Source organism: Actinoplanes sp. OR16 (genome assembly GCF_004001265.1).
Classification (GTDB): Bacteria; Actinomycetota; Actinomycetes; order Mycobacteriales; family Micromonosporaceae; genus Actinoplanes.
The window spans coordinates 8,957,767-8,983,662 of sequence record NZ_AP019371.1; the positions used below are offsets into that span (position 1 = coordinate 8,957,767).

At 70.7% G+C, this 25,896-nt stretch carries 25 protein-coding genes; 13 read left to right on the forward strand and 12 right to left on the reverse strand.

The window, feature by feature from the left end:
* Window positions 1–2 precede the first annotated feature (2 nt).
* The 7 genes from EP757_RS41175 to EP757_RS41205 are packed head-to-tail and all read left to right on the forward strand — an operon-like array spanning window position 3 to window position 8,491.
* The gene (locus EP757_RS41175; RefSeq protein ID WP_127553746.1) at window positions 3–1,571 is read left to right on the forward strand and encodes a polysaccharide biosynthesis tyrosine autokinase; all 1,569 of its coding nucleotides are present in this window, start codon (window positions 3–5) and stop codon (window positions 1,569–1,571) included.
* Window positions 1,564–2,829 (forward strand): lipopolysaccharide biosynthesis protein, encoded by a 1,266-nt coding sequence (locus EP757_RS41180; RefSeq protein ID WP_127553747.1) that lies wholly within the window; start codon window positions 1,564–1,566, stop codon window positions 2,827–2,829. Before EP757_RS41175 ends, EP757_RS41180 begins: the two co-directional genes overlap by 8 nt.
* Complete coding sequence (locus EP757_RS41185) at window positions 2,826–4,052, forward strand: O-antigen ligase (protein ID WP_127553748.1); 1,227 nt, start codon at window positions 2,826–2,828, stop codon at window positions 4,050–4,052. The genes EP757_RS41180 and EP757_RS41185 overlap by 4 nt, the downstream gene beginning before the upstream one ends.
* Window positions 4,049–5,188 carry a hypothetical protein gene (locus tag EP757_RS41190; protein ID WP_127553749.1) on the forward strand — a complete coding sequence of 380 codons (1,140 nt, stop codon included), beginning with the start codon at window positions 4,049–4,051 and terminating at the stop codon, window positions 5,186–5,188. Before EP757_RS41185 ends, EP757_RS41190 begins: the two co-directional genes overlap by 4 nt.
* Window positions 5,189–5,206: 18 nt before the next feature.
* Entirely contained in the window at window positions 5,207–6,229 is a 1,023-nt protein-coding gene (locus EP757_RS41195) for a GNAT family N-acetyltransferase (RefSeq protein WP_127553750.1), read from the forward strand.
* Between the two features lie 9 nt (window positions 6,230–6,238).
* Window positions 6,239–7,438 (forward strand): FAD-dependent monooxygenase, encoded by a 1,200-nt coding sequence (locus tag EP757_RS41200; protein WP_127553751.1) that lies wholly within the window; start codon window positions 6,239–6,241, stop codon window positions 7,436–7,438.
* Between the two features lie 24 nt (window positions 7,439–7,462).
* On the forward strand, window positions 7,463–8,491 hold the full coding sequence (locus EP757_RS41205) for a GNAT family N-acetyltransferase (RefSeq protein WP_127553752.1): 1,029 nt from the start codon (window positions 7,463–7,465) through the stop codon (window positions 8,489–8,491).
* Here EP757_RS41205 and EP757_RS41210 read toward each other — a convergent pair.
* Window positions 8,448–8,828 (reverse strand): MerR family transcriptional regulator, encoded by a 381-nt coding sequence (locus EP757_RS41210; RefSeq protein ID WP_127553753.1) that lies wholly within the window; start codon window positions 8,826–8,828, stop codon window positions 8,448–8,450. The genes EP757_RS41205 and EP757_RS41210 overlap by 44 nt on opposite strands.
* A 58-nt stretch (window positions 8,829–8,886) precedes the next feature.
* Here EP757_RS41210 and EP757_RS41215 point away from each other — a divergent pair, with 58 nt between their 5' ends.
* Window positions 8,887–9,876 (forward strand): 12-oxophytodienoate reductase, encoded by a 990-nt coding sequence (locus tag EP757_RS41215; protein ID WP_127553754.1) that lies wholly within the window; start codon window positions 8,887–8,889, stop codon window positions 9,874–9,876.
* 57 nt (window positions 9,877–9,933) lie between these two features.
* On the opposite strand, the gene EP757_RS43130 is transcribed toward EP757_RS41215, so the two are convergent.
* The 3 genes from EP757_RS43130 to EP757_RS41230 all read right to left on the reverse strand — a co-directional run bounded on the left by EP757_RS43130 (window position 9,934) and on the right by EP757_RS41230 (window position 12,222).
* The gene (locus EP757_RS43130; protein ID WP_160166021.1) at window positions 9,934–10,101 is read right to left on the reverse strand and encodes a hypothetical protein; all 168 of its coding nucleotides are present in this window, start codon (window positions 10,099–10,101) and stop codon (window positions 9,934–9,936) included.
* Between the two features lie 65 nt (window positions 10,102–10,166).
* Window positions 10,167–11,405 carry a formaldehyde dehydrogenase, glutathione-independent gene (gene fdhA / locus EP757_RS41225; RefSeq protein ID WP_127553755.1) on the reverse strand — a complete coding sequence of 413 codons (1,239 nt, stop codon included), beginning with the start codon at window positions 11,403–11,405 and terminating at the stop codon, window positions 10,167–10,169.
* Between the two features lie 130 nt (window positions 11,406–11,535).
* Window positions 11,536–12,222: a hypothetical protein gene (locus EP757_RS41230; protein ID WP_127553756.1), complete on the reverse strand. Its 687-nt coding sequence runs from the start codon at window positions 12,220–12,222 to the stop codon at window positions 11,536–11,538.
* Between the two features lie 306 nt (window positions 12,223–12,528).
* Between EP757_RS41230 and EP757_RS41235 the strand changes: the two genes are divergently transcribed.
* Together EP757_RS41235 and EP757_RS41240 are read left to right on the forward strand one after the other, a co-directional pair.
* Window positions 12,529–13,365, forward strand: coding sequence for an alpha/beta fold hydrolase (locus EP757_RS41235; protein ID WP_127553757.1), 837 nt, complete (start codon window positions 12,529–12,531; stop codon window positions 13,363–13,365).
* Window positions 13,358–14,011, forward strand: a complete 654-nt coding sequence (locus EP757_RS41240; RefSeq protein WP_127553758.1) for a TetR/AcrR family transcriptional regulator — start codon at window positions 13,358–13,360, stop codon at window positions 14,009–14,011. The genes EP757_RS41235 and EP757_RS41240 overlap by 8 nt, the downstream gene beginning before the upstream one ends.
* Here the strand turns inward: EP757_RS41240 and EP757_RS41245 are convergent.
* The 5 genes from EP757_RS41245 to EP757_RS41265 form a co-directional block, all read right to left on the reverse strand.
* Entirely contained in the window at window positions 13,985–15,193 is a 1,209-nt protein-coding gene (locus tag EP757_RS41245) for a hypothetical protein (protein ID WP_127554689.1), read from the reverse strand. The genes EP757_RS41240 and EP757_RS41245 overlap by 27 nt on opposite strands.
* 80 nt (window positions 15,194–15,273) lie before the next feature.
* Window positions 15,274–16,323 carry a hypothetical protein gene (locus EP757_RS41250; protein ID WP_127553759.1) on the reverse strand — a complete coding sequence of 350 codons (1,050 nt, stop codon included), beginning with the start codon at window positions 16,321–16,323 and terminating at the stop codon, window positions 15,274–15,276.
* Window positions 16,313–16,966, reverse strand: a complete 654-nt coding sequence (locus EP757_RS41255) for a sugar transferase (protein WP_127553760.1) — start codon at window positions 16,964–16,966, stop codon at window positions 16,313–16,315. The genes EP757_RS41250 and EP757_RS41255 overlap by 11 nt, the downstream gene beginning before the upstream one ends.
* Window positions 16,967–16,987: 21 nt before the next feature.
* Window positions 16,988–18,244, reverse strand: coding sequence for a nucleotide sugar dehydrogenase (locus EP757_RS41260; protein WP_127553761.1), 1,257 nt, complete (start codon window positions 18,242–18,244; stop codon window positions 16,988–16,990).
* A 77-nt stretch (window positions 18,245–18,321) separates the two neighbouring features.
* Window positions 18,322–20,241 (reverse strand): nucleoside-diphosphate sugar epimerase/dehydratase, encoded by a 1,920-nt coding sequence (locus EP757_RS41265; RefSeq protein ID WP_127553762.1) that lies wholly within the window; start codon window positions 20,239–20,241, stop codon window positions 18,322–18,324.
* Window positions 20,242–20,667: 426 nt separating this feature from the next.
* On the opposite strand from EP757_RS41265, the gene EP757_RS41270 reads away from it, so the two are divergent.
* Complete coding sequence (locus tag EP757_RS41270) at window positions 20,668–21,846, forward strand: glycosyltransferase (protein WP_127553763.1); 1,179 nt, start codon at window positions 20,668–20,670, stop codon at window positions 21,844–21,846.
* Here EP757_RS41270 and EP757_RS41275 read toward each other — a convergent pair.
* From EP757_RS41275 to EP757_RS41285, 3 genes are all read right to left on the reverse strand, one after another.
* Window positions 21,770–22,339 (reverse strand): VanZ family protein, encoded by a 570-nt coding sequence (locus tag EP757_RS41275; protein WP_127553764.1) that lies wholly within the window; start codon window positions 22,337–22,339, stop codon window positions 21,770–21,772. The two genes, EP757_RS41270 and EP757_RS41275, sit on opposite strands and share 77 nt — an antisense overlap.
* A 43-nt stretch (window positions 22,340–22,382) precedes the next feature.
* Complete coding sequence (locus EP757_RS41280) at window positions 22,383–22,988, reverse strand: response regulator transcription factor (protein ID WP_127553765.1); 606 nt, start codon at window positions 22,986–22,988, stop codon at window positions 22,383–22,385.
* 394 nt (window positions 22,989–23,382) lie between these two features.
* On the reverse strand, window positions 23,383–24,336 hold the full coding sequence (locus EP757_RS41285; protein WP_127553766.1) for an AraC family transcriptional regulator: 954 nt from the start codon (window positions 24,334–24,336) through the stop codon (window positions 23,383–23,385).
* 83 nt (window positions 24,337–24,419) lie between these two features.
* On the opposite strand from EP757_RS41285, the gene EP757_RS41290 reads away from it, so the two are divergent.
* Window positions 24,420–25,229: an NmrA family NAD(P)-binding protein gene (locus EP757_RS41290; RefSeq protein ID WP_127553767.1), complete on the forward strand. Its 810-nt coding sequence runs from the start codon at window positions 24,420–24,422 to the stop codon at window positions 25,227–25,229.
* Window positions 25,223–25,642, forward strand: coding sequence for a DUF4345 domain-containing protein (locus tag EP757_RS41295; protein WP_127553768.1), 420 nt, complete (start codon window positions 25,223–25,225; stop codon window positions 25,640–25,642). Before EP757_RS41290 ends, EP757_RS41295 begins: the two co-directional genes overlap by 7 nt.
* Window positions 25,643–25,896 lie beyond the last annotated feature (254 nt).

The following is a 25,896-nucleotide window of genomic DNA, read 5'->3' on the forward strand; positions in this document are numbered from 1 at the left end:
GCGTGGAACTGCGTGCGTACGTCCGGGCCTGCCGGCGCCGATGGCTCTGGCTGCTGGTGCCGGTGCTGCTCGCGATCGTGACGGCGGCGGGCCTGACTCTGACCGGCCCGCCGGCCTACAAGTCCTCGATGATCGTCTTCGTGACCGGCGGGAACAGCGACCCGGACGCCGACGCCCGCCGCCTCAACTCCTACATCGCCCTGCTGACCGGCCCCCGGGTGGCGAACGGCGTGGTCGACCGCCTCGGCGACGAGGTGACCGCCGAGCAGGTGCAGAAGAGCCTCTCCGCGCAGGTCAAGGAGGGCACCGACCTGCTGCAGATCTCGGCTGCCGACACCGATCCGGACCGCAGCAGGCGGATCGTCACCACCGCCGCGTCGGTGCTGGTCAGCCTCGCCCGGCAGATCGGGCGGACGGGGGCCGACGACGGGCCGGCGCCGGCCATCTCGATCGTGCAGGACGCGGTCACCGCCGAGGAGCCGGACAACCTGTTCCGCAACATCGGCTTCGCCGCGGTGCTGGGCCTGCTGATCGGCGCGATCGCCGTGGCCGTCCGCGAGGCGACCGCCAAGACCGTGGCCGAGGAGGAGGACCTGCGCCGGCTCGGCCTCGGCACGGTCGGGACCATCTCGATCGGCGACCGGCGGACCGGCGACCCCGATCAGGCGCTCGCCGAGGCGTTCCGGCGGCTGCGCAGCCTGCTCCCGGACCTGGCCGACCCGCACCGCGGGCCCGGTCGCGGCCGGTCGGTGCTGCTCACCGGATCCAGCCGCCGGGAGGGCACGACCGCGGTGACCTGCGGCCTGGCCATAGCGATGGCCGAGACGGGGGCGCGGGTCGCCGTGATCGATGCCAACCTGCGGACGCCGGGTCTGGCCCGCTACCTCGAACTGGACTCGGCGGCCGGCCTCGCCGAGGTGCTCAGCGGCGACGCCACGGTGCCGGACGTGCTGCAGACTTCGCTCGGCGGCCGGGTCACCGTGCTGCCGGCCGGGGAGCACGCCCGCGACCCCGGCGAGATCCTCGCCTCGCCACGGCTGGCCGCCACGGTCCGTACGCTCACCGAACGCTTCGACATCGTGCTCGTCGACTCGCCGGCCCTGCACGGGGTGGCCGACGCCGCGGTTCTCGGCCAGGTCACGGACAGCGCGCTGCTGGTGGTGCGGGCCAACCGCACGCGCGCGGCCGACGTACAGAAATCAATGGATCTTCTGCAGCGGGTGGGCGCCCGGCTGGCCGGCGCGGTGCTCAACGCGCTGCCCCGCAAGCTGCCGACCGGCAAGGACTGGCACGAGGTGGTCGCCGAGGTGCAGCCCGGCCTGGACGAGATCGGCCTGCTCCCGCAGAACCACCGGATGGAGGACACCTTCGTCTCGCTGCCCCCGGTCGGCACCGCGCGTGGCCGCGCCCGGGTGGTCAAGGCCGAGCAACCGGAGATAGCCAAGGGATCAGCCCCCGTCGCCGCCGGCCAGGTGGCCGCCGCTCCGGCGGAGGTGCCGGCCCAGCGCGAGCCGGACGAGGCCGCCGCCGCACCCGAGACACCGGAAGAGGAGCCAAAACCCGGTGAGTGAGCTGCGGATACGACAGCCGGCGGCGGAGAAGCACCAGCCCTGGCTCCTCGGGATGCTCAAGGAGCCGTACATCCAGCTCCTCGCCTCCCAGGTGCTGACCGGCGGAGTCGCCTTCACCGCGAACATCCTGATGGTCCGCTCTCTCACCCCGACCCACCGTGGCGAGGTCGCCCTCCTGCTGCAGGTCGTCTACCTCGCCACCCAGGTGCTGCTCCTCGGCACCGAGCGCAGTTTCGTGGCGAGTTACCACAACGTCGCCCCGGCGCCGGCGGTGCGCGCCTACGCGCGGCTCCTCGTCGTACCCGCGATGCTCTTCCTCGGCGGCGCGGCGCTCTATGCCCTGGTGGCGCCGCAGCGACTCAGCCCCGGCCCGGTGATCATCGGGATGCTCGCCTGGTACGCGCTGATCGAGGCGGCCGGGCTGGCGACCCGCTCGATCGCGATCGCGGCCGGCCGGGTCGGCGACTTCCTGCTGTGCCGGGTGATCGAGGCGCTGCTGCTGCTCGCGATGCTGGTCGGCCTCTACGCGACCGGCGCGGCGCACCCGGAGACGTGGTTCCTCGCCTACCTGATCGCCGGCGCCGCGCCGACCCTCGTCTACCTGGTGATCTGGCTGCGGCTGCCGCCCTCGCCGGACGCCACCCCGATCGTTCCCGGTCAGAACCGCCTGGTCCGCAAGGAGGGCCTCGCGCTCTTCCCGGCCGCCCTGTCGAACATGGCGATGCTGCGGGTGGACCGCCTGGTCATCCCGGCGCTGGCGTCGACGGCGGCGCTCGGCCTCTACGCCTCGGTCGCGACGATGACCGAGCTGCTGGCCTGGCCGATCCGGGCCTACGCGGACTCGCGCCTGGGCCGCTGGCGGGCCGCGTACCACGACGGCACCCTGCAGGCCAACAAGATCGTGATGGGCGCCGCCGTCTACGTCCTGGTGGTGGTGCCGCCGGTGGCCGGTGGCCTGTACCTTCTGATCGAGCCGCTCTTCGGCCACCACTACGCGCCCGCCACGACGATCGTGCTGCCGCTGGTGGTGGCGGCCGGCCTCTACGCGGTCTCCCGGGTGAGCCTCGGCCTGCTGATCGCGAAAGGACACGGCGGTCTGGTCTCGGCCGCGGAGATCGCCGGGTTCGTGGTCAGCTTCACGGCCTACGTGCTGCTCATCCCGAAGATCGGCATCCTCGGCGCGGCCTACGGCTCACTGCTCGGTTACGGCGCCTGCCTGATCTTCGCGCTGGTCGCGACCCAGGTGGTCAAGGAGTGACGCGACGGGCCTTCCTCGCACCGGGACTCGTGCTGGTCCTGGTGACGATCGGCGGCCGCTACACCCTCGACCGGGCCGGTCTCGTCGATCTGGCCTGGGTGGATCTCCGGGTGATCGGCCTGATCATCGCGCTGGTCCTGCTCGCGATCGATCTGGCACGGCGGCCCGCGCCGGCGGAACGCCCGCTGGCGAGGGAGGGCTGGCTGCTCGCCGCGATCCTCTTCTTCCTCTTCCAGATCGGCTCGGCGCTCTGGTCGCCTCCCGCTTCGCGGATCGGCCCGCAGACCCTCGACCTGGTCCTTCTGGGCGTCCTGGTGCTGGCCTTCTATGCGTACGCCGTGAGCGACCCGGAGCCGGTCATCCGCACGATCTTCCTCCTCCTCTTCCTCGCGGCGATCGTGTTCGCCCTGCAGGCGCTGCTGGTCAGCGGCCCCGGCGAGCAGGGCCGGTACTCCGCGTTCGGCGGCGGCCCGAACGTCTTCGTCCGGATCCAGATCCTCGGCGTGATAGCCGCGGTGGCGCTGTTCATGCTGACCGGCAAGGTCCTGCCGCTGCTGGTGACGCCGCTCTTCCTGCTGGCCGCGGTCCTCTCCGGGTCCCGTGCCGGTCTGCTGGCCGGCCTGGTCGTCGGCGGCTACGCCCTGCTCAAGCTGCGGCGCAGGCTGAAGGCCGGACCGGTGGCCGCCTCCGCCCTGCTGCTGACCGGCGTGGTCGTCGCGCTCTGGGCGTTCTCCCCGCCCGAGTTCACCAGCCTGTTCCAGGAGCGGTTCGTCGAGCAGACCGTCCAGGAGCAGTACCTCTCCGACCGGACGTCGATCTGGGCCGCGGCCTGGAACCTCTTCCTGGACCGCCCGGTCGCCGGCGCCGGCCTGGACGGCTTCTACGGCGTGATCGGCGTGAACCAGATGGTGGAGTACCCGCACAACTACGTGCTCGGCGTCGCGGCCGAGGGCGGGCTGATCGGTCTCGGCCTGCTGTTCACCTCGATCCTGCTCTGGACCCGGGTGGTGTTCGGTGGTGGCGCCCGCCCTCAGCTGACCGGCCTCTGCGTCGCGGCGGCCGTCTTCGTGGCGCTGAGCAGCCTCTTCTCCGGTGACTACTACGACTCCCGGCTCGCCTGGATCTTCGCGGCGCTCGCGGCGGCGGCCGCCCTGCCCCGCGCCTGGAGACCGTCCCCCGAGGTTGTACCGGTCATGAGAGAACGAGAGCCGGTGCCGCGATGAAGAGACGTGACGTCCTGCTGCTGGGGATGGGAACCCTCGCCGTGGCGGGAACGGCCGCCGCGCACACCGCCGTCCGGGACCGCGACGTGCCGGAGATCCACGATCCGATGCCGGGCGCGGCGCCGTCGCGACAGGACCGGCTGAAGGTGAAGCCGGTGTCGCACTGGGCCGCCGTCTTCCAGAAGAGCTGGGACTACCAGTTCCGGCAGGGTGTGCCGCTGAGCCGGTCCACGGACAGCCGCGACCACTACGACCTGTCCTACGACGTCGACTCGAACGTGGCGATGTTCCGCGCCACCGACCAGCGCCGCTACCTCGACCGTGCGCTGACCTACACGGAGAACGTGGTGGCGTCCGCCCGGCCGTCCGCCTCCCTGAGGAACAGCGGTTTCCAGGACCGCTACCGGGGGTGGGCGTCGAGCAAGTCCGGGGAGAACGGCGACGAGGTGCCGCTCTACGAGAGCTACTTCTGGCGTTACGGCACCGCGCTGCTCACCGCCATCCGCGACAACCCGGGCGTCTGGGCCGACCCCGGCTACCGCGCCCGGTACGACGACCTGCTCGCCTTCGCCGAATCCGACGTCTTCGAGAAGTGGTACGAACGCGGCGCCGACGACACGATCTACCGCGAGCGCACCCACATGGCGTCGCACTGGGCGCTGATCGCGTTCAACCTGGCCCGGCTCACCGGCGACGCCGGCCGCAAAGCGCGGTACACCACCGTGCACGACACCATCGCGTCCCGGCTGCGCGGCCAGCTGCGCCGCAATCCGGTGGACGCAACGGCGTACTTCTGGAGCGACGTCTGGGAGTCGGCGAAGAGACCCGGCCAGGACGCCGGTCACGGCAACGGCGTCATCGCGTACGTCGTGGAGGCCCGCGACCGGGGCACCAGCTGGACCGACGCCGACATGGCGGCGTTCGCCGCGACCCTCACCAAGGTCGTCTGGCCCGGAGGCACCACCTATCACGCCTTCGTGGACGGCACCGGAAGCGACAACGGCTGGTTCGCGGACGGGTTCGTGAAGCTGGGCCGCTACGACCCGGCCGTGCAACTGCGGCTGGAGAAACACCAGGTGGTGAACGATCAGTTCGCCGCGAACATGGCGCTCAACGCCCGCTTGCTGCGTGGGTGAGGCGCGAAGGGAGACACCATGACGGCATCCTTACTGGAACCATCGGCCAGGGAGTGGAAGGAGACGCTCCAGCACGTCGGCCACGACATGTACCACGTGCCGGAGTACGTCGTCCTCGACGCCCGGCTGTACGGCGGCACGCCCGCCGCGTTCTGGTTCGAGCGGGACGGGCACCGGCTGCTGATCCCGCTGATCGTGCGGCCGATCCCGGGCTCGGAGCTGCGGGACGCGATCTCGCCGTACGGATATCCGGGACCGGTCAGCGACGCTGCGCCGGGGGACGCCGCGTTCTGGGAGCAGGCCTGCTCGGCTTTCGTGGAGACGCTGCGCTCCGACGGCGTCGTCTCCGCTTTCATCCGCATGCACCCGCTGCTCGCCGGCCCGGTCCCGGCGATGAGGCAGGCCGGGGCGATGGTCTACCACGGGGAGACCGTGTCGATGGACCTGACGGTGAGCCTCGACGAGATGTGGAGCCAGACCCGCAGCGACCACCGCAACCACATCAACCGGGCCAAGCGGGCCGGCACGCGGGTGGTCTTCGACGACTGGGACCGGCTCGGCGAGTGGGTCGAGGTCTACCACGACAACATGCGGCGGGTCGGCGCGACCGACTACTACTTCTTCACCCGCGAGCACATCGCGGCGCTGCACGACGCGGTCGGCGACCGGATGCACCTGGCGGTCGCGCTCGAAGGCGACGAGGTGGTCGGGGGGAACACCTTCTTCGAATACGACGGGATCGCCACCGGCTACGTCTCGTCCACCCGCCGCGCGCCGAAACGGTACGCCGACGAGATGCTCTACGACGAGGTCCGGCGCTGGTGCAAGAGTCGTGGCGACGAGGTGTTCCACCTCGGCGGGGGCAAGGGCGGGGCGAACGACTCGCTCTTCTCGTACAAGGCCGGGTTCTCCCCCAGCCGGCACCCCTTCCACACCTGGCGCGTGATCGCCGACCCCGCCGCCTATCGCGCCCTGGTGCGGCAGCACCGGCCGGAGGCCGATCCGGACGACCTGACCGCCACCTTCCCCGCCTACCGATAGGAGCTCGCCATGCGGATCACCTGCGTCGGTGGCGGACCCGCCGGCCTGTACTTCTCGGTGCTGGCGAAACTCGCCGACCCGAGCCACGAGGTCACCGTGCTGGAACGCAACCCGGCCGGTGTCACCTGGGGCTGGGGCGTGGTCTTCTGGGACGACCTGCTCGACGACCTGTTCAAGCACGACCCGGTCAGCGCCGAGCGGATCTGGGAGTCGGCCCGCAAATGGGACGAGTACGAGGTGCGCGCCACCGGCAAACCGGTCAGCCACCTGGCCGGCTACGGCTTCAGCCTGGGCCGGCACCGGCTCCTGGAGATCCTCGGTGAGCGGGCGGCGGAACTCGGCGTCCAGGTCAGCTGGTCCGACGAGCTCGGCGACCTGGCCGCGCTGCCCCCTGCCGATCTCGTGGTGGCCTGCGACGGCGCGCGCAGCCGGATCCGGGAGTCGGCCGCCGAGCACTTCGGCGCCGAGGTCGAGGTCGCGTCGAACAAGTACATCTGGCTCGGCACCCCGCACGTCTTCGACACGTTCACGTTCGGCTTCGAGAAGACGCCCGCCGGCTGGATCTGGTACCACGCCTATCCGTTCTCCGGCGACAAGAGCACGTTCATCGTCGAATGCCAGCCGCAGACGTGGTCGGCGCTCGGATTCGACACCCTCGACGCCCAGCAGGGCACCGCACGCCTCGAAGAGATCTTCGCGGACCATCTGGGCGGGCAGCCGCTCATCGACCACCGTGCCGAGGTAGGCGGCACCGGCTGGCTGAACTTCCGCCGGGTCACCGCGCAGCGCTGGGACCACGGCAACGTCGTGCTGATGGGCGACGCCGCGCACACCACCCACTTCGCGATCGGCTCCGGCACCAAACTGGCCATGCAGGACGCGATGGCCCTGGCGTCGGCGATCTCCTCGGGCGATCCTCTACCGGTGGCCCTGGAACGCTACGAGCACCGCCGCAAGGCGGCGATGGCGCCGCTGCAGAAGGCGGCGCGGGCCAGCAGCGCGTGGTTCGAGCGCCTTCCCGAGTACGCCGACCTGCCCGGCAAGCAGTTCTCCTACGCCCTGTCCAACCGGCGCGGTGAATATCCGGCCTGGCGCTACCTGCTGCACATGACGACGCAGAGCCGGGTGCCGCGCACCATGCTCCGCTGGACCCTGTCCGCCCGGCGGTCGAGTCGTGCACGACGCCGGCCTCCACTGATCACCGCTTAGCTCGCTCTCGCGAAGGGATGACCGATGGCCGAAGGCGCCCTACTGGAACCCGGCGACACGGCGTGGGCTGACGCGCTCGACCGTGCCCGGCACGACGTGTACCACCTGCCCGGCTACGTGGAGCTCGACGCGCAACTGGCCGGTGGCACGCCGGCGGCGTTCCGGTACGACGAAGCCGATCACGTGCTGCTGGTCCCCCTCGTGCTGCGGACCATCCCGGAGACCGGGCTGCGGGACGCGGTCTCCCCGTACGGATACCCCGGCCCGGTCAGCGACGTCTCCCCGGACAACACCGGGTTCTGGGCGCGCGCTGCCCGGGCCATGGCCGAGTTGCTGCGCTGCCACGACGCGATCACCGCGTTCGTCCGGCTGCATCCGCTGCTGCCGGCGCCGACCGTCTCCCTGGAGAGGGTCGGCACGGTGGTACGGCACGGCGAGACCGTGGCCATCGACCTGACGCTCTCGCCGGAGCAGCTGTGGAGCGAGACGCACCGCACCCACCGCAATCAGATCAACAAGGCGAAGCGGGCCGGTGTGGAGATCGTCTTCGACGACTTCTCGCTGCTCGACGAATGGATCTCGACGTATCACGCGACGATGCGGCGGGTCGGCGCCACCGACTTCTACTTCTTCGAGCGGGACCACTTCCACCGGCTGCGCGCGGCGCTCGGATCCGGCCTGCATCTCGCCGTGGCGGTGCACGAGGGCACGGTCCTCGGCGGCAACCTGTTCTTCTCGCACTCCTCCGGCGAGCACGGCGGGATCATGCACACCCATCTGCAGTCCACCCGGGACGGGCAGATCTGGTGGGCGGACAAGCTGCTCTACCACGAGGTCCGGCTGTGGGGCCGGGACCGGGGCAACCGGGTCTTCCACATCGGCGGCGGGCTGGGCGGGTCGGATGATTCGCTGTTCCGCTACAAGGCGGCGTTCGGGTCGCTGCGCCAGGACTTCCACACCTGGCGAGTGATCACGGACCCGATCGCGTACGAGAAACTCGCCGGTCCTCTCACGCCTGACTCCCTGACAGGGCGCTTCCCCCCGTACCGCTGATCTTGTATTGATTGATGAGCCCGGCCAGGATGTCGCGGGTGCGGTGCAGGTCCGCGATCTGGCTCTCGACGCGGGTGAGCTCGTCGCCGAGACGGGCGGCGAGCCACGGCGTGCGGATCGACTCGTCGGCCACGCACGGCAGCACGTCACGGATGGCCGCGCTGGTCAGGCCGGCGGCGAGCAGCGAGCGGATCAGCCCGACCCGCTCGACGGCGGCCTCCGGATAACCGCGCTGGCCGCCCGGGCTGCGCTCGCTGACGAGCAGGCCCTGCTCCTCGTAGTAGCGCAGCGAACGGGCGCTCGCCCCGGTCGCCGCCGCGAGGTCGCCGATCCGCATGTCTCGTACCTCACTCGCTCTTGAACTTCACATCGGTGTCAAGTCTTAGCGTGACCGCATGACGCTGACAACCCCGTTCCGCATCGGCGGACTCACCCTCCCGAACCGTTTCGTGATGGCGCCGATGACCCGGTTCCGCTCCCCGGGCGGGGTCCCGTCGGCCGAGGTGGCCTCGTATTACGGCCGCCGCGCCGAGAACGGCGTCGGCCTCATCGTCACCGAGGGAACGCTGGTCGGGCATCCGAGCGCGAGCCACGAGACGACCGTCCCGCGGATGGTCTCCGCTCCGGCCTGGCAGCCGGTGACCGCCGCGGTCCATTCCGCCGGTGGCCGGATCGCGGCGCAGCTCTGGCACCTCGGTAGTGAGAGAGCCGCTCCATTCTTGACCGCGTCGAACATGACCGTGACCGATATCGACACCATTGTGGAGTCCTTCGCCGCGTCCGCGCGAGTCGCCGTGGCGGCCGGTTTCGACGCCGTGGAGATCCACGCGGCGCACGGGTACCTGCTCGACGAGTTCCTCTGGCCGGTCACGAACCAGCGCACTGACGCGTTCGGCGGAACTCCTGCCCGGCGCGCGGCCTTCCCGGCCACGGTGGTGGCCGCGGTCCGTGCGCAGCTTCCGGCCTCGATGCCTTTGATCGTACGGTTCTCGCAGTTCAAGGAGCGCGACTACAGCGCCCGGATCGCCTCCTCGCCGACCGAGCTGGCGGCTCTGCTGGAACCGCTCGCGGCCGCCGGCGCCGACGTCCTGCACGCGTCACAGCGGCGCTTCTGGGAACCGGCGTTCGACGGTTCGCCCCTGAACCTGGCCGGCTGGGCCCGCCGGATCACCGGTCTGCCGTCGATCACGGTCGGGTCGGTCGCGCTGGGGTCGGACTTCGCGCACCGGGAACGTCTCGAGTCCGGTCTCGATCAGGGCGAGTTCGATCTCGTGGCGCTCGGGCGGATCCTGCTCGGCAACCCGTCTTGGGTCCGGCTGGCGTTGGACGGCCGGTTCAGCGAGATCCGGTCGTACGAGAAAGCGCATGAAGACGTCTATTTCTGAGATGACCAATCACAGTACATTCATAGACTTCGATGCTATGCACGACAAGGGCCTGACCTACGACCTCCCGGTGATGTCCCGGCGCAGAATGCTCACCGCGGTGGGCGGCGCCGCCCTCGTCTCGGCGCCGCTGCTGACCGGCGTCACCCCGTCGGCGGCGGCCGCCGCGTGCGCCGCCGCGGTCGGCTCGGAGACGGCCGGGCCGTACCCGGCGGACGGCTCCAACGGGCCGAAGGAAGGGCATGAGCCGCGCCGCGCTGGAGAGAAGCGCGGCGCGGGAGCGGAGCAGATCAGCGGCGGATGGTGTTGTGCGGGTCGAGGACGTACTTGCGTGCCGCGCCCTGGTCGAAGTCCTGGTAACCCTGCGGGGCGTCGGCCAGGGAGATGGGTGTGGCGTTGACGTTCTTGGCGATCTGGACGCGGTCGTGGAGGATCGCCATCATCAGGCCGTGGTTGTACTTCATGACGGGGCATTGGCCGGTCACGAAGGAGTGGGATTTCGCCCAGCCGAGGCCGAGGCGGATCGAGAGGGAGCCGACCTTCGCGGCCTCGTCGACGCCGCCCGGGTCACCGGTGACGTAGAGGCCGGGGATGCCGATGGCGCCGCCCGCGCGGGTGAGGTCCATCAGGGAGTTCAGCACGGTGGCGGGCATCTCGGTGCCGGAGTCGCGGCCGTGGCCACGGGCCTCGAAACCGACGGCGTCGACGGCCGAGTCGACGAGGGGCTGGCCGATCGCCGGGGCGGTGCGGCCGAGGAGCTGCTGCACCTGCTCCACCGGGTCGCCGTTCGACACGTTGATGGTCTCGCACCCGAAACTGCGGGCCTGCGCGAGCCGCTCGTCGTTGAGGTCGCCGACGATGACGACGGCCGCGCCGAGCAGGAACGCCGACGTGGCCGCGGCCAGGCCGACGGGTCCGGCGCCGGCGATGTACACCGTCGAACCGGTCGTCACGCCGGCGCTCACACAACCGTGGTAGCCGGTCGGGAAGATGTCGCTGAGCATCGCCAGGTCCAGGGCCTTCTCCAGGGCCTGGTCACGGTCCGGGAACTTGAGCAGGTTCCAGTCGGCGTACGGGACCATCACGTACTCCGCCTGGCCGCCCACCCAGCCGCCCATGTCGACGTAGCCGTACGCCGAACCGGGACGATCCGGGTTCACGTTGAGGCAGACGCCGGTCTTGCGTTCCTTGCAGTTGCGGCAGCGGCCGCAGGAGATGTTGAACGGCACCGAGACCACGTCGCCGACCCGGATGTACTCGACGTCCGGCCCGACGTCGATCACCTCACCGGTGATCTCGTGCCCGAGGACCAGGCCCTCCGGGGCGGTGGTACGCCCGCGGACCATGTGCTGGTCGCTACCGCAGATGTTCGTAGCGACAGTCTTGAGGATCGCGCCGTGCGGAGTTCTGCGCCCGACGTTCATCTTGTTGACGCCGGGGCCGTCCTTGACCTCGTAGCTGGGGTAGTCGAGCTCGACCACCTCCACCCGGCCGGGACCTTGGTAGACAACCGCTCTGTTGCCTGACATGGTGCGCCTCCTGAATCGTCACGAAGCTGTCACCGTCATGCTTCTCGATGTGTGACGGAATCAGAACCGTCAGTAGTGGCGGATGACGAATACGCCCGGCGACGGCGCGCACGCGGTCTTCGCCGTCCCGTCAGGGCCGGCTCGGTGACTCCGCATCCATGATCGCGGCCACCCAGACGGGGAAGTCGGCGCGGGTCACGGGTTCGAGGCGCACCTTCCGGCTGCCGTCGTTCATCGGCCGCAGCCCGGTCCAGCGATCCCCGGTCAGCAGCCAGGCGATCTGCCCGGCGATCACCGCGCCGTCCGGTGAACCCCCGGTGACCAGGGCGGACAGGCTGCCGCAGGTGAGTTGTCGGGCACGGGCCGCGAGGTCGTCGTCACGCTGCCAGGTCCAGGACTGCCACTCCAGGTCGGCGAGGTCGACGACGCCGTCCAGGGGCTCCCCGGTCCCGGCGGCGGGCGGCACCGCCCTGAGCAGCTCCGCCCCCAGGTCGACGGCGTTGAAGAGGGACAGCTCCACCGAGGCGTCCGCCAGGCTGAACAGGCTCGCGCCGAGATGCCCGGAGATGCTGAACAGCCCCCGCAGCACCCGGCCCGGAACCGCGGTCTCCATCCGCACGGCCACGATCGGCTTCGCCAGCACCGCCAGGTTCACGGCGAGCGCCTGCTCCTCCTCGGGAGCCCAGTCGCCTTTCGGCACGACGTCGTCGGGGATCAGCCCGGGCGGCAGCGTCACCCCGGCCCGCGCGATCAGCTCGGCCATCTCGGCGTGGCTCAGGACGAGCCGCCGCACACCCTGCCTGCCGTCGAAAGCCATAGCCGCCTCCCGGAGTGTCTACCTGGGATTTACGCCGACCAGGTGACAGGTGTTCAGTCCTCGGCAGGAAAGCCGACATGCCACATCTGCGGCGTCCTAGGAACCTAGGCCCAGGAACCAGGCCCAGGAGTGGGCGCGGAAGCCGATCTCAAAGACCAGGCGCCGTGCGCGACCGGGACGGCGCCATGACAGTGCTGCCGGCGCGCCGCAGACCGGTGCGCGCCATCGGGACCCGATGCTACCCCTTGACAGCAAAAGCTAATGCCGTTAGCTTTTAGCTAACAACATTAGCCACGTGGAGGAACCATGTTGCTCACCGTCGACGGCGGCACCATCGCGTACGAGGTCACCGGCGAGGGCCCCCTGGTCGTGCTCGCGCACGGCATGGGCGACAGCCGCCGCTCCTACCGGTTCGTGGTGCCGCAGCTCGTCGCCGCCGGCTACCGGGTCGCCGCCGTCGACCTGCGTGGCGCCGGCGAGTCCAGTGCCGAGTGGTCGTCGTACTCGCGGAGCGACATCGCCGGCGACCTGATCGCCCTGGTGAAACACCTCGGCGGCCCGGCCGTGCTGGTCGGCCAATCGATCTCCGGCGGCGCGGTCACCATCGCCGCCGCCCGGGCGCCCGAGCTGGTCAGCGGGGTCGTCGAGCTGGCCCCGTTCACCCGCGCCCAGGCGGTCAGCCTCGGCAGCCTGCGGGTGAAGCGGTACCGCACCGGCATGACCCGGCTGCTGCTGACCGCCATGCTGGGCAGCGTGAAGTGGTGGCACAAGTACCTCGACGTCGCCGTGCCCGGGCGCAAGCCGGCCGACTGGGACGAGCAGCTCGGCGACATGGCGGCCATGCTCCGCGAGCCCGGCCGGATGAAGGCGCTGCAGAAGATGGGCCAGACCTCGCCGGCGGACGCCGGGGCGGCGCTGCCCGACGTACACCGGCCCGTCCTGATCATCCAGGGCACCCTCGACCCGGACTGGGCCGACCCGCGCGCCGAGGGCGAGGCGATCGTCGCCGCGCTGCCGGACGGCATCGGCACGCTGAGGATGATCGACGGGGCGGGCCACTACCCGCACACGCAGTACCCGGACGAGACCGTCGCGCTGATCCTGCCGTTCCTGGCCGCACACGCGCAGGCCCAGAATGCCTAGGGCCGGACTCGACCAGGCCACCGTCATCGCCGCCGCCGCGGACCTGGCCGACGAGGTGGGGCTGCCGAACGTCACGATGGCCCTGCTCGCCACCCGGCTCGGGGTGCGGGCGCCGTCACTCTACAAGCACGTGAGCAGCCAGGCCGAGATCCACCGCCGGATCGCCGTCCTGGCGCTCACCGAGCTGGGCGACGACCTGCGCGACGCCCTCCAGGGCCGCTCGGGCCGGGACGCGCTGACGGCCGCCGCACAGGCGATCCGCTCCTACGTGGTCGAGCACCCCGGGCGGTACGCCGCGACGATGCGCCTCAACGCTCAATCGCCGGACGACCCGGTCGCGGTGGCGGGGGCGCGGGTCCTGGACTCGCTGCGGGCGGTGCTCGCCGGCTATCCGGTGGACCGGGCCGACACGGTCCACGCCATGCGCATGATGCGGAGCGTCTTCCACGGGTTCGCGGTGATCGAGGCGGGCGGCGGCTTCGAGATGGACACCGATGTGGACGAGAGCTTCACGTGGCTGATCACGTTCATCGACCATGGACTATCCAACAAGCCAGGAATATCCGATAGAGACGGGATTTCCGACAAATCGGAGATACCCAGCCGGGAGACCGGGACCTCAGGCAGCGGTCGAGTGCCGGCCTGACGGCAGCGCCCGTGCCGAATGCCGGGGCCCCCGCGCCCGATGCGACGCCCGCCGCACCTCAGGCGCGGCCTCAGCGGCACCGCGCCCGTCCGGCAGCTGCGGACCGGCCCAGGCGGGCAGCGACCCCGGCACGGTGAGGGTCCGGTCCGGCGGCACCCACAGCGGCTGCGGCGTCGACGCCGACCCCCACCACACGAACGTCCCGTAGCCGCGGACCAGCGGGGGCTGCAACGCCGGCCAGTGCGCTTCGGGCGGGATGGCCAGCCGCCACGCCTCGACCGGGATCAGCGCGAGACCCGACTGCGGAGGAACCGTCACCGCGGTGCCCGGCGCACCCTCGGCCGCCTTCTCCACGGCCACCGTGGCGGGAGCGTAGGCCAGGATCGCCGCGGCCCCGATCGTCGCGATCCCGGCGATCAGCGCCGCCGCCTCCCAGCCGGGACGAACGGTGTCGCCGAGCAGGGTCAGGGCGATGACCGAGGGCCCGACGACCTCCCCGGTCCAGTGGACGGCGGTGACCCGGCCGACGTCGCCGTGCTGGAGCGCGTTGGCGTACAGGATCATGCCGTTGATCGGGAAGATCAGCAGAGCCCAGACCAGCGGCTCGGTGGCGATCGCGACGACCGCCGTGCCGAACGAGTCCATCGTGCCGGGCGGCATCGCGAGGGCCCGGCCGGTGAGGGCGGCGCCGCCGAGCGACAGGCCGCCGACCCCGGCGATCAGACCCGGGATGCCGATGCGCGTGGTGAGCCAGCCGAGGATCACCACGCCCACCGCGGCGCAGCAGAACGCGATCCGCACGGTCCAGGTCGGTGACATCTCGTGCTGCGTGCCCGCCGACATGGCGAGCGTGGTGAGGGCGGCGCCGGTGCAGACGATGGCGACCACGTCGCGGTGGCGCAGCTTCGACTTCAGGAAGAGCCAGGCCAGCACGGCGGTGACGGCGAGCGAACCGGCCAGCACCGACTCGACGACGTAGACCGCGAGATGCTGCAGCGCGAACATCGCGGCGACCCAGGCGGAGATGTCGAGGGCGATGCCGATCAGGTAGAGCGGGTGGCCGAGCGTGCTCACCGTGTTGTGGCTGCGGGACGCGCCGACGGCCTGGAGGATCGATCCCACCGCGTAACTCAGGGCGCCGTAGACGGCGAGGCCGAGTGCGATCCAGCCCGCGGTGGTCATCGGCTCACCGCCCTTGATCACGCTGCGTTGATCGACAAATCACGCAATGATGATATGCCGATCGCTCGATCCCCGCGACCCTAGGCGGCCAGCGCCGGCGCGAACGACTGCACCACCTCCGCGATACGCGACAAATCCCCTGGTCCGCACCGGTGGTCGACGGGCAGCGTGAGGAATCTTCCGGCCAGTTCGGCGGCGTCGTGATCACCACTCCAGAGCCGCCCGCGCTCCTGCCGCCAATGCACCGGCGCATAGATCCGGTGATCGGCCAGGTGCGCCTGCAGCGCATCCCGCACCGGGGAGGTGGGGCACTCCAGCTGCAGGCGGAACGGGCCGTCTCCCCAGACCTTCATTCCCTGCCCGGTACGGGTGGAGAGCAGCCGTTCCACCTCCCGCACATTGTCCCGGCCCGCGGCCCGGATCCCGGCGACGTCCATCACCGGCAGCGCCGCCCTCGTGAAGGCACAGGCCGGCCCGTGGCTGCCCAGCAGCTCGTGCTCGCCCTGCTGCTGCAGCGACCGGAACTGCTCCTTGTCGATCGGCCGGCCGTCCCGCCACGCCGCCTTGAGCAGCATCGCGGCGAGTTTCAGGTGCGCGCCGGTGCTCTCCGGCCCGCGCGGCGACGGCAGCGGCAGGCCCCGGGGCGACCAGAGCAGGCCGCCGTCCGGCACGGGCAGGGTCTTGCGCAGCGAGGCGACCGCGTACGCCGCCTCGCTCCGCCGGGCCCAGTCACTGATCGGGTCGTGCGAGTGGTCCTCGATCACCGGGATGCCGGGATGCGCGCGGATCCACGCCCGCCAGAGCGGACCGTACTGCCGCCCTTCCCGGCCGAAGAGGTTCTGGGCCAGCACCACGTCGCCGTCGCGCACCCGCAGCGTCTCCCAGCGCGGTCCCCGGCCGTCCGGCAGATGCCGGTACCAGGCGATCGGCGTCCGCTCGGAGAGCGCCTCGGCGACACCCATGCAGAAGTACGACGGTACGTGCAGCCTCCCGGCCGGCCCGAGCATCCGCAGCAGCTCGCTGAGCGCGCCACACCCGGTCGCGAACAGCCGGCCGGCGGGCAGGTCGTTCCCCCCGCCGGTCAGGACTGCCGGATCCCAGTGGAACTCCGAACCGATCTCAGACCGCACTCTTCACGTCCTCGTGAGCGGGTGTCTTCTGCCGCGCGATGTTGAGGGTGTCGACGTGGACGGGAGGTTCCCCGCGCTGCAGCGTGATCGCCGTACGAAAGAGGATCTTCACATCCAGCAGCGGCGACCAGTTGTCGACGTAGTAGCGGTCCAGGATGAAGCGCTGCGGCCAGTCGATGTCGTCCCGGCCGTTGACCTGCGCCCACCCGGTGATGCCGGGCTTCACCTCGAGGCGGCGGGCGTCCTCCGCGGAGTAGTTGGCGACCTGCGGCAGCACGTCCGGCCGCGGGCCGACCAGGTTCATGTGACCGGCCACCACATTGATCAGCTGCGGCAGCTCGTCGAGGCTGGTCCGGCGCAGGAACCGGCCGCACCGGGTGATCCGCGGATCGTTCTCGACCAGGCCGAACGGGTCGTCGATGCCGAGCCGGGCGCTGAGCGCGACCGAGTCGTGCACCATCGACCGGAATTTGAGCATCCGGAACGGCTTCCCGTTCCGCCCGGCCCGGTCCTGCACGAACAGGACGCCCCTGCCGTCGGCGATCCGGATCCAGGCGGCGATCGCGAGGATCACCGGGAGCAGAAAGAAGAGCATGATGGCGGCGACCAGACGTTGCAGGCCGTTCCAGAGGGTGCGTACCACGTTCCTACCTCCGGTGGTGGTTCAGATCGATTCGACGTTCGGCCCGGTCACGCGATGGCGGGTGTCGAGCACGTAGGTGGCGTGCTGGACCACGAGGTCCAGGTCGAACGCGTCGTGGTCGGCGAGCAGCACCACCGCGTCGGCCGAGGCGAGCTGTTCCGGCGTGAGCGAGACCCGGGCGACCCGGCTGTCCACGTGGGCGTCCTCGACGACGTGCGGATCGGCCGCGCGGACCTCGGCGCCCATGTCCAGCAGCAGCGCGGCGACCCGGCGGGCCGGCGACTCGCGGGCGTCGCCGCTGTTCCGCTTGTAGGCCAGCCCGAGCAGCAGGATCGTCGACCCGTTCACCGCCTTGCGCCGGTTGTTGAGGGCCGTGACCAGGCGGCGGGCGACGTAATCCGGCATGTGGTTGTTGATGTCGTTCGCCAGCTCGACGAAGCGGAAGCTCTGCCCGAGCGTTCTCTGCACCCGCCAGGAGAGGTACGACGGATCGATCGGCAGGCAGTGCCCTCCCACGCCGGGACCGGGCACGAACCGCATGTAACCGAAGGGCTTCGAGCTCGCCGCGTCGATCGCTTCCCAGACGTCGATGCCGAGGTCGTGGGCGTACACCGCCAGCTCGTTGACCAGAGCGATGTTGACGTGCCGGAACGTGTTCTCCAGCAGCTTCGCCAGCTCGGCCACCTTGGGGTCGGAGACCGGGACGGTCTGCTCGACGACCGAGGCGTAGAAGCCCTGAACCCGCTCCAGCGACGCCGGGTTGATGCCGGAGACGACCTTCGGCGTGCTGGCCAGGTCGAACTCCCGGTTGCCCGGGTCGATGCGCTCCGGGCTGTAACCCAGGTGGAAGTCGACGCCGGCGATCAGCCCGGAGCCCTCCTCCAGGATCGGGCCGACCAGCTCGGTCGTGGTGCCCGGGTAGGTGGTCGACTCCAGGGCCACCGTCGCGCCGGGCCGCAGGTAGCGGGCCAGGATCCGGGCCGAGTCCTCGATGTAGCTGAGGTCCGGCGTCCCCTCCCGCAGCGGCGTCGGCACCGCGATCACCGCGATGTCGAAGCCGGCGCAGGACCGCGGGTCCGACGACGGCAGGAAATGGCCGGAGGCGAGGATGTCCTGCAGGTCGGCCGAGGAGACGTCGTCGACGTAGGACTCGCCGGCGGCGAGCCGCTTGATCCGATCGCCGTCGACGTCGAAGCCGACGACCTGGTGACCGACCTGGGCGGCGCGGACCGCGAGCGGCAGCCCGACGTATCCCTGGCCGGCGATGACGACCCGCATGGGAGTGATCTCCTTAATGATCGAGGCGGCCTTCTGCTCGGCCTTCTTCTGCTTCCGGGCGGTCCTGGGTCGTCGGATCACGGCAGCCGGGCCGGTGGGACGGCTTCGGTGTGCCGCGGCTTGCTGCGCGGCGCCGGGCGGTGCCAGGCGTTCGGCGCCACTGCCTTCGGGAGTACGGCCGGCAGCGCCGGGCTTTCGGCCAGCCACTTGAGCACCGCGATCAGATCGGTGCGGCTCGCCGACGGGTCGAGCAGCGAGAGCACGCCGCCGTCGAGCGGGGGCACCGGCGCCTGCGAGATCAGCGGATGGTTGGGCCGGTGGTCGGGCTCGTCCGGGCCGAGCAGGATCTCGGCGATCTTCTCGCCCGGCCGCAGTCCGGTGTAGACGATCTGGATGTGCGCGTCGGCGGCGTCGGCGATCCGCTTCGCCACGTCGGCGATCCGGACCGGGTCGCCCATGTCCAGGACCAGGACCTCGCCGTTGCTGTCCAGCGCGCCGGCCTGGATCACCAGCCGGACCGCCTCCTGCACGGTCATGAAGTACCGGTTGACGTCCGGGTGGGTCACCGTGATCGGCCCGCCCGCCTCGACCTGCGCGGCGAACGCGGTGAGCACCGAGCCGCGGCTGCCCAGCACGTTGCCGAACCGGACGCTGCAGTACGTCCCGTCCGCCGACGCGTCGGCCGCCGCGGTGAGCCGCTCGGTGATCCGCTTGGAGTAGCCGAGGACGCTGCACGGGTCGGCGGCCTTGTCGGTGGAGATGTTGACCAGCCGGTCGACGTTGTGCCGCATCGCCGTCTGCAGGATCTGGTACGTGCCGATGATGTTGGTCTTGAGCGCCTCGGACGGGTGCATCTCCAGCAGCGGCAGGTGCTTGAGCGCCGCCGCGTGGAAGACCACGTGCGGCCGGTGCTCGGCGAAGACCTCGTCGAGGCGCTGCTGGTCCCGGATGTCGGCGACGACCAGGTTGCGGTCGTCGAGCATGCCCCGGCCGTCGAGGGAGAGCTGCACGGCGTGCAGGCCGGACTCGTCGCGGTCGAGCATCACCAGCTTCGCCGGGTTGAACCGGGCGACCTGGCGGCACAGCTCGGAGCCGATCGAGCCGCCCGCCCCGGTGACCAGGACCCGGCGGCCCTCCAGGTAACCGGCGACGGCGGCCAGGTCGATGCCGATCTCCCGGCGGCCGAGCAGGTCCTCGTGGCTGACCGGGCGGATGTCCTCGACCCGGACGGTCCGGCCGAAGAGCTCGACCACCGGCGGGACGACCTTGAGGTCGACGTTGAGCGGCTCGGCCAGGTCGGTGAGCGCGCGGATCAGGTCGGCGCTGGCGCTCGGGATCGCGATGACCACGGCCTCGGCGTCGAACCGGCGGACCACCTCGGCCATCGCGTCCCGGTTGCCGGCCACCGGGACACCCATGATCCGGTAGGCCCGTTTGCCGGGGTCGTCGTCGAGCAGGGCGACCGGGACGTACGGGCTGCGGGGACTGCGCAGCATGGCCCGGATGACCTGGGTGGCGCCCTCGCCGGCGCCCATCACCACGACCCGGATGCCGTGTTCCGGCGAGGGCCGCAGCCGGCTGTCCTTGGCGAGGCGGACCGTGTAGCGCACGCCGGCCGCCAGGACCAGGGCGAACAGGCCGGCCGCGATGATCGCGGACCGGGGCACGAGCCGGCCGAGGAGGGTGTCCAGCAGGAAGAGGGCCGGTGTCACCACGGCGGCCGTCTTGACCAGGGCCGCGATCTCCTCGAAGCATCCGTACGCCCAGCGCCCGGTGTAGAGGCCGAAGTTGATGCCGGCCAGCGTGTGCACGACAGCCGCCACCGCGGAGAGCACGAGGAGGCCGCGGAAGTCGGTCTCGCCGAGGTGGCCGTCGTGGCGCAGCAGCGTGGCGATGAGGAGCGCGGCCGCGAGGGCCAGCGCGTCGGTGCCGGCACGGGTGGCCCGGCCGGGTAATACGCTCGAGAACCAGGGCGACGCTGATCGCCGTACGTGCATGGAATCCCCCTCGTACGATGCCGGTTCCTCCGGCCGCGGACCCTCGACAAGACCCGTTCTCCGCGCGACAAGAAATGCGAGCGGCGGAATGCATTTCCGTCTCACGGAAATGACTGCCGCCCACTCGCCTCGGATGACCGTTTCAAGCTTTCTGCAGAATTAGACTTGCAGCCGGGAAGGGCCGATTACAGTAGCAATTGTCATGGCCTACGTGAGGATCATTCATCTTCGTCGTTCCGATGAATCGAGCACGCCGATCGGGCTCGTCGATCTGGCCATTCGGAGGAGGATGTCATGCTGAGAACGAGAAGCTCTCACCTTATGCATGACATCTGCGACTTCCGCTGAGGCCACCTATTTTGGCAGCGTCATTCATCGCGGGTGTCGCAAGCGTTCTGTCGTCAATGCGACCGGGGGATACGAACGATGAAGGTGCTCCACGTCATCAGCACCCGGGGGCCGGGCAGCGCCGGTCACCAGGTGCGGTTGCTGGTGCGCCGGCTGCCGCACGACAGCGAGGTGGCCGTGCTGACGCCACCGGACGCCGATGCCTGCGCCGGAGTGCCCGGGAGCGTTCCGGCGCATCGGCTGACCGCGAGCCGGGACTGGGACCCCGGCGCGATCCGGGAACTGCGGGCTCTGATGCGTGCCGGGCGATACGACCTGGTACACACCCACCTCTACCGCGCCTCGGTCCTGGGCCGGATCGCCGCACGGCTGGCCGGCGTCCGGCACGTCGTCGCCACCGAGCACCACCTCGGAGCCGACGCCCTCTCCCCCGGCCGGCGCGCGCTCTACCTGGCCGGTGAGCGCCTCGGCGAGGTCACCATCGCGGGGTCTCCGGCGATCGCCGGGCGGCTGCGCTCGTGGGGCGTGCCGGACGACCGGATCACCATGATCCCGAAGGCGATCGACGCCGCCGAGTTCCGCTTCGACCGGCGGTTGCGCCGGGTCGCCCGGTCCCGGCTCGGCGTCGGCCCCGGCGTGCCGCTGGTCGGCGGTGTCGGCCGTCTCGAGCCGGACAAGCGGTTCGACCTGCTGATCCGGGCGATCGCCGAAGTCCCGGACGCGTGCCTGCTGCTGGTCGGCGACGGCCCGGCACGGCCCGCCCTGGAGCGCCTCGCGGTGATCGAAGGGGTGGCCGACCGGGTGCTGTTCGCCGGGCCGGTCGCGCACACCCGGGAACTGCTCTGCGCCATGGACGTCTTCGCCTCGCCGGCCCCGGCCACCTTCGGCCTCGCCACCCTGGAGGCGATCGCCTGCGGCCTGCCCGCGCTCTACGCGACCTGCCTGCCCCTCGAGGAGAGGATCATTTCTCGTACGCCGGTGCGCGGCACGCACCGGCTCGCCGCCCGCGATCGGGAGTCGCTGCCCCGGGCCCTCCGCGCCGAGCTGCTCTGCCTCGCCGAGCGCGGCGGCGAACGGCTGCCGGCCCGATCGGTGGGCTCGCGGTACGACGCCGAGCACCTCGCCGCGTCCGTCGGCCGGCTCTACGAACGGATCGCCGGCCGGCCCGGGCGGCGGGGGGTCATCGCGCCGTTACTGGCGCACCGCGGGAGGAAGAGCATTTTTCCACTGCACGGCGGAAATGCGCGAAACGCATGAGGTGGTGGAAGAGCAGATAGCCGAAGTAGGCGCCGAGGGTGTTCGACATCAGGTCGTTCACGTCGGCCCATCGCATCCCGTTCGCGGTCAGCAGCAGAAACGCCTGGGTCAGCTCGATGGAGAGACTCAGCGCGAATCCGATCAGCACCACCCGGCGCACGCCGGTCACGCCGAAGACGGTGTGCAGGACCGCGGCGAGCGGCAGGGTCATCACCGTGTTGAGCAGGAAGTCCAGCGGGCGCATGTCGAGGAACGGCAGGAACAGGATCCGGTAGAACTGCGGCTCCTCGGCGCCCGGACCCCAGCTCAGATGCATCGGCAGCATCGTCGCGCCGAGCACCGCGACCGCCCACCACCCGGCGAACCAGCCCGCCCCGAGACTGAAAACGTTCACCTCGCCGCGGACCGTCAGAAATGCCCACGTGATGCCCATCAGCACGACGCCCAGGGGCAGCAGCACGGGCAGGGCCGGGATGTCGAGATGGCTTGGCATCGGTATCCACGCTACGCGGTGGCCCTGAGAGCCCTCTGGTAGATCAGCGGAGCCAGCCTTCTTTGCGCGCTATGCGGATGGCGTCGAGGCGGTTGCGCGCGCCGGTCTTCGAGATGATCGCGGAGAGGTAGTTCCGCACGGTGCCGCCGGAGAGGTAGAGCCGGCCGGCGATCTCCTTGACCGATTCACCCTCCGCCGCGAGACCGAGCACCTCCAGCTCCCGGGTGCTCAGACCGCGATCGGTGTTCAGCGAGGCCGCCTGCAGCATCGGCGAGACCACTCGCTCGCCCCGCGCGAGCCGCCGGACCGCGTCCGCCAGCATCGTCGGCGACGAGTCCTTGACCAGGAAGTTCAGCCCGCCGTTCCACCGGCGCGGCGGCAGCATGCCGCGCTTCGACGGATCGCAGAGCAGCAGCATCGAGCAAGACGGGATCGCGGTGTGCAACTCGTCCGCGATCGGCAGCACCTGACTCACCATGTACTCCGTGTCGATCACCACGACGCCCGGCCAGAGCTGGGCCGCGCGCTGCGCCAGATCGCCGCCGATCGGCAGGGTGTCGACATAGTGCAGGTCCGGTTCGGTCTCGAGGAACGTCCGCACCGGGACACCGAAGTATCCCTCGTCTCTGACAACGACGACCCGGATCATCGCACCACCCTCGTCGAAGCACCGCGGCTTGGAAGCACTTACATTTCTATCGCCTCGTGTCCATTCCTCGGACCTCGGGGCGACAAAACTTCTATTGATCTCAATGAAAGTGAGTCGGGCCAGGTCATGACGGATCCGTGCCAGCGGCGGCGACCGCCGGGCACACACTTAACGTAACGGTCGGAGGCACTCTTCGCACATAGCCATAGCCGATCGACTGACTGAGGTTTACCGGATCTACGATGCGGCGGCCGGAAATCGATCAGTTACACCGTAGAAATGAGGGACAAGTCCGAAAAATACGGACTTTTGGGACGAGAAAGTGATCCCTTTTCGTCATTGTGATCACCTGAAAGTGATAATGGCGGACGACCGCAACCAGACCGTTATTCGATCAATTCAGCGCGAGCGAAGACCGAAATTGATTAACGTCGTCGCGGACCGCCCCGGGCGGCACCCCGAACGTGCGGCGGAACGCCCGGCTGAACGCCGCCTCCGACCGGTAGCCGAACCGGTGGGCGACCGCCGACAGCGGCTCGGCCGACTCCCGCAGGTGTGAGTGCGCCAGCCGCATCCGCCACTGCGCGACGTAGTGCATCGCGGGCTCGCCGACGAGATCGGTGAACCGGGCCGCGAACGCCGACCGGGACATGCCGGCCTCCTTCGCCAGCGACGCGACGGTCCAGTCCGCGCCGGGGCGCCGGTGCACGGCCGCCAGGGCGAACCCGATCTGGTCGTCGCGCAGCGCGGCGAGCCACCCTTGCCGGGCCTCGGGCGCCGTCGCGAGCCAGGCCCGGATCGCCTGGACCACCAGGATGTCGGCGAGCCGGGTCAGCACGGTCTCGCCGCCGGGCCGCAGCGTCTGCGCCTCCCGGGCGATCAGCCGCAGCGTGCTGTCCCGCCAGTCGGCGTCGGCCTCGGCCCAGGCGGCCAGGTGCAGCACCGGCGGCAGCTGGGCGACCAGGCGGTCACCGATGGCGTGATCGAAGCGCAGCACCCCGTACGTCACCTGCGTCCGCTCGCCGCCGCCACCGTGACGCAGCAGCTCGTAGCGGTCGCTGATCGGCTCCACCGGCAGCTCGAACAGTGGCTCGACCGGCACACCGGGCTCGCTGCGGAACCGGTGCGGCGTCCCGTGCGGCAGCAGAGTGAGACTGCCGGCGGTGAGATGCCGATCGTCCTCGCCGTCGATCTCCAGGTGACAGCCGCCGGCCGTGACGATCACGATCGCGAGCTCGCCGGGCAGCTCGGGGACGGCCACACCCCAGGGGGCGGTGAGCTCGGCGTTGCAGTAGAGCGTGCCGGTGAGTCGCAACAGGTGCAGCGCGGCGCCGATCGGATCGATCATCCGTCTATTGGATTGGATGATCTGCAATCTTTCAAGGACTCTGAACGATTGTTCGTCCCGTGCGACGGCCTCAGGCTGGGGCCATGACAAAACCAGTGCTTGTTGTGGGAGCGAGCGGGAAGACCGGCCGCCGCGTCGTCCAGCGTCTCGCCGGGGCGGGTCTCCCCTACCGTCCGGCCGGCCGGAGCACCCCGGAGCCCTTCGTCTGGGAGCAGCCTTCGTCGTGGGGTGCGGTCCTCGCCGGCGCGGGTTCGGCGTACGTGGTCCATCCCGAATTGGCCGCAACCGGCGCAGCCACCTTGATCGGCGACTTCGCCGCGGCGGCGGCAGCAGCCGGCGTCGCCCACCTCGTCCTCCTCTCCGGGCGCGGCGAGCAGGGCGCGATCGACAGCGAGCAGGCCGTCCGCGAGTCGGGGGTGAGCCACACGATCGTGCGGGCCGGCTGGTTCGCGCAGAACTACACCGAGGGCCTGCTGCTGCCGGGTGTCCTGGACGGCTCGATCATCCTGCCCGCCGGCGACGTCGCCGAACCGGTGGTGGACGCCGACGACATCGCCGACGTGGCCTTCGCCGCCCTGACCGACCCGCGCCATGCGGGACGGACCTACGAGGTCACCGGCGCCCGCTCGCTGACCTTCACCGAGATGGCCGCCGTCATCAGCGCCGCGTCCGGCCGCCGGGTGTCGTTCGTGGACGCTCCGCCGGCGGCGTTCCGTTCCGGCTTGGCCACCCTGGTGGGCGACGCGCAGGCTGCCATGTTCACCGCCCTGCTCCAGGAGATCTTCGACGGCCGCAACGAGAAGCCCGGCACCGGGGTCGTCGACGCCCTGGGCCGGGAACCGCGCGACTTCACGGCTTTCTGCCACGCCGCGGCAGGGTCCGGAGCATGGTGACCCCTTCGCCGGTGGCCTCTTCGCCGATGGCCGCCGGCCCGGCTTCGAGCAGGCGAACCGTAGCGGTGATCCTCGGCGTGGCCGGCCTCGTAGCCATGACCATCGGCGCGGCAAGCTTCCTCGCACCGGAGGCGTTCCACGAGATGAGCGGCACGACCGGCTCCCTCAACGAAACCCGCGCGAACGGAGGCGGCCTGCTGGGCGCCGGCACCCTGATCTTCCTGGGCGCGATCCGCCGACCGGCGACGGCGCATGCGGCAGTACTCGGCGCGGTCCTCTACCTCGGCTACGCCCTGGGCCGCCTCCTCAGCGCCACCCTCGACCCAGCCCCGAACGCCGGCCTGGTAACCGCGATGGTCGCCGAACTGGCACTGGGAGTGGCGTGCGTCTTCGCCTATCGGCGCGCCACCTGACCGCTCACGCAGAACCGTTGTCCTGCCGTGCCATGGCGCGGCGTGCCCTGACACGGCCTGCCCTGGCGGCTGCGGGTGGTTGCCTGGCCCAGGTCGGATTTCCAGGCGGGCGGGCGCGCAACGCCAGGCCGTAGCGCCGCTTGCTCACCGCTGCCACGCCAGGTCGAATTCCCAAGCAGGCAGGCGCGCAGGCAGGCAGGCGCGCAGGCAGGCAGGCGCGCAGGCAGGCAGGCGCGCAGGCAGGCAGGCGCGCA

Coding starts and splice junctions, on each gene's coding strand:
- EP757_RS41190 (WP_127553749.1), top strand. CDS start 4,049: ATGAAGAGACGTGACGTCCTGCTGCTGGGGATGGGAACCCTCGCCGTG.
- EP757_RS41195 (WP_127553750.1), top strand. CDS start 5,207: ATGACGGCATCCTTACTGGAACCATCGGCCAGGGAGTGGAAGGAGACG.
- EP757_RS41200 (WP_127553751.1), top strand. CDS start 6,239: ATGCGGATCACCTGCGTCGGTGGCGGACCCGCCGGCCTGTACTTCTCG.
- EP757_RS41205 (WP_127553752.1), top strand. CDS start 7,463: ATGGCCGAAGGCGCCCTACTGGAACCCGGCGACACGGCGTGGGCTGAC.
- EP757_RS41210 (WP_127553753.1), bottom strand. CDS start 8,828: ATGCGGATCGGCGACCTCGCGGCGGCGACCGGGGCGAGCGCCCGTTCG.
- EP757_RS41215 (WP_127553754.1), top strand. CDS start 8,887: ATGACGCTGACAACCCCGTTCCGCATCGGCGGACTCACCCTCCCGAAC.
- fdhA (WP_127553755.1), bottom strand. CDS start 11,405: ATGTCAGGCAACAGAGCGGTTGTCTACCAAGGTCCCGGCCGGGTGGAG.
- EP757_RS41230 (WP_127553756.1), bottom strand. CDS start 12,222: ATGGCTTTCGACGGCAGGCAGGGTGTGCGGCGGCTCGTCCTGAGCCAC.
- EP757_RS41235 (WP_127553757.1), top strand. CDS start 12,529: ATGTTGCTCACCGTCGACGGCGGCACCATCGCGTACGAGGTCACCGGC.
- EP757_RS41240 (WP_127553758.1), top strand. CDS start 13,358: ATGCCTAGGGCCGGACTCGACCAGGCCACCGTCATCGCCGCCGCCGCG.
- EP757_RS41245 (WP_127554689.1), bottom strand. CDS start 15,193: ATGACCACCGCGGGCTGGATCGCACTCGGCCTCGCCGTCTACGGCGCC.
- EP757_RS41260 (WP_127553761.1), bottom strand. CDS start 18,244: ATGCGGGTCGTCATCGCCGGCCAGGGATACGTCGGGCTGCCGCTCGCG.
- EP757_RS41265 (WP_127553762.1), bottom strand. CDS start 20,241: ATGCACGTACGGCGATCAGCGTCGCCCTGGTTCTCGAGCGTATTACCC.
- EP757_RS41270 (WP_127553763.1), top strand. CDS start 20,668: ATGAAGGTGCTCCACGTCATCAGCACCCGGGGGCCGGGCAGCGCCGGT.
- EP757_RS41275 (WP_127553764.1), bottom strand. CDS start 22,339: ATGCCAAGCCATCTCGACATCCCGGCCCTGCCCGTGCTGCTGCCCCTG.
- EP757_RS41280 (WP_127553765.1), bottom strand. CDS start 22,988: ATGATCCGGGTCGTCGTTGTCAGAGACGAGGGATACTTCGGTGTCCCG.
- EP757_RS41285 (WP_127553766.1), bottom strand. CDS start 24,336: ATGATCGATCCGATCGGCGCCGCGCTGCACCTGTTGCGACTCACCGGC.
- EP757_RS41290 (WP_127553767.1), top strand. CDS start 24,420: ATGACAAAACCAGTGCTTGTTGTGGGAGCGAGCGGGAAGACCGGCCGC.
- EP757_RS41295 (WP_127553768.1), top strand. CDS start 25,223: ATGGTGACCCCTTCGCCGGTGGCCTCTTCGCCGATGGCCGCCGGCCCG.